Below are 1,875 nucleotides of genomic sequence, written 5' to 3'. Positions count from 1 at the left end.
TAATCTTTTCATTCAAAAATATATTTTTCCAGGAGGGGTTTGTCCTTCGTTGAGTCAAATTATCAATCCAATAGAAAAAACCGGATTAATCGTGAACGATATAGAGACTTTAATTAGGCACTACGATAAAACCCTCGAAAGTTGGTTAAAACGTTTCTTGGCTAATAAAAATAAAGTAAAAGATCTATTCGATGAAAAATTTGTAAAATGCTATGAATACTATATGGCATCTTGTGAAGCGGCTTTCAAATATAGGGACCTAGTTGTTTTTCAATTACAAATTGTGAAAAACTTTAATAACGCCAAAAGAACAAGAAACTACCTTTATTCCTGAAAACTGTTATTAAATAAGTAACAGTATGAAAAGAAAAAAAAAGAAACTTAAGAAAATCAAGTCGATAAAATCAAAAAGAACAAAATCTAAAAAAAGCAATAAAAGACCCAGAAAAATTACGAAAAGAAAATCAAAAAAAAAAAGATCAATCAAAAGCAAAAGAAGAAAAATAAAATTTAAAAAAAATAAACTTAAATTCCGAAGATCGAAAAGAAAAAAACAACAAAAAACAAGAGCAGTTATATCAAGCCTTTTAAGTTTAAGTGACAAAGTAAAATCAATGCTTAGATTCAATTTAAACCTTGATCAATCTTTGCAGAATTTTTTTAAAGGTATTTCTAATCGAGTTTCAAATATTAAAAAAGTTATTCAAGAAGAAAGGGCAAAACAAAAAGAGAAAAAAATAAAAGAAATGGAAAGAGAAAAAATAGAAGCAAGAAAACGGTTTATACAACAAGAGGAAATAGCACTTAAAGCCAAAGCATTACAGCTTAAAGAAGAAAAAGAATTAAGCCGTCAATTATCAATTGATCTAAAAAGATTTTTAAGAGAGGATCAAGCCGAACTCAGAAGAGAGCGAGCTGAAAAGCAAAGAAAATTTTTAGAACAAATTAAACTTGAAAAGAAAATTGAGAGTTTTGTACGTAGAGAGGAAAAAGAAGTTCAAGCTCTTTCAAAATATGTTCTAAGCCAACAAAGGGAGTCTTACGAAGAAGTCAAACTGCGTATAGATAAAATCAAAGAGAAATACAAAGCTTTAAGACAGCAAAAAGTTGAAGAAGCAATTAGAGAACGACTAACTCAATTTGGTGTTGAAGTAAAAGACAGTGATACTAAAGAAATATTATTAGAGAAAGAGAGAATTTATAACGAAGAGAGAGAGAAGGTAGAGTATGCACTTGAATCTTTTTATAGAGCCTCCCATTCACTTTGTTTCATGATCTCAAAAAGGTATTTAAGTAAACATCTTCCAATTATGAGGTGTATTGATAAAAGAATAGAAGAGAGTGCAATATATATCAAATGGGATGATACACCTGAAAATGAATGGCTCATTTGTATTTATTTGAAAGACGGTTCTCCTTCTCATGGGATAGTTATTGAGGATAAAACTGACCCAGAAAAAAATATATTTAAAGAATTTAAGAGAGATCAGATCTTTGATGCCTCAGATTTTATGGTGGACTCTCTGACGGCTTTATTAGACAAAGAAAGAAATAAAAGAAAAGCTAGTTGATAAGATCATTTAATTTTTTAATCTCACCAATTTTAAATATAATTGCCTCTTCTTTTTTGTAGCCAAACTTTTCAGCATTTTCTTTAAATCTTACAGGAGGTTCCCAAATTGGTTCCAAACTCAATATCGCTGTTCCCCAATGCATTCCTATAACCTTTTTTACTTTTAAGTCTTTCATTAAAGATAAAAGCTCCTCAGGATTTGCGTGAGCTGTAGATTTGTCCTTGACTGGAATAATTGGATAGAAATTGTAAGCACCCAAATTTCCAAAACCCAAATCAATAGGGCCAAATTTTTTTCCTAA

The 1,875-nt window shown here is 29.7% G+C and carries 2 protein-coding genes and 1 pseudogene; 2 read left to right on the top strand and 1 reads right to left on the bottom strand.

The features are described 5' to 3' along the window. Both AMN78_RS03740 and AMN78_RS03735 read left to right on the top strand, forming a co-directional pair. A partial coding sequence (locus AMN78_RS03740) for a class I SAM-dependent methyltransferase (RefSeq protein ID WP_179850611.1) occupies positions 1 to 334 on the top strand: 334 nt, incomplete at its 5' end. A 25-nt stretch (positions 335 to 359) separates the two neighbouring features. After that, positions 360 to 1,571 (top strand): hypothetical protein, encoded by a 1,212-nt coding sequence (locus tag AMN78_RS03735; protein ID WP_075534247.1) that lies wholly within the window; start codon positions 360 to 362, stop codon positions 1,569 to 1,571. Here the strand turns inward: AMN78_RS03735 and AMN78_RS03730 are convergent. After that, positions 1,564 to 1,875: pseudogene (locus tag AMN78_RS03730) on the bottom strand (MBL fold metallo-hydrolase); the annotation flags it as partial. The gene AMN78_RS03735 and the pseudogene AMN78_RS03730 sit on opposite strands and share 8 nt — an antisense overlap.

It is taken from the genome of Candidatus Pelagibacter communis, from assembly GCF_001179945.1.
Classification (GTDB): domain Bacteria; phylum Pseudomonadota; class Alphaproteobacteria; order Pelagibacterales; family Pelagibacteraceae; genus Pelagilacustribacter; species Pelagilacustribacter ubique_A.
Note: the sequence above shows the minus strand (reverse complement) of the source record. Positions and strands in the feature narration are given on the sequence as shown.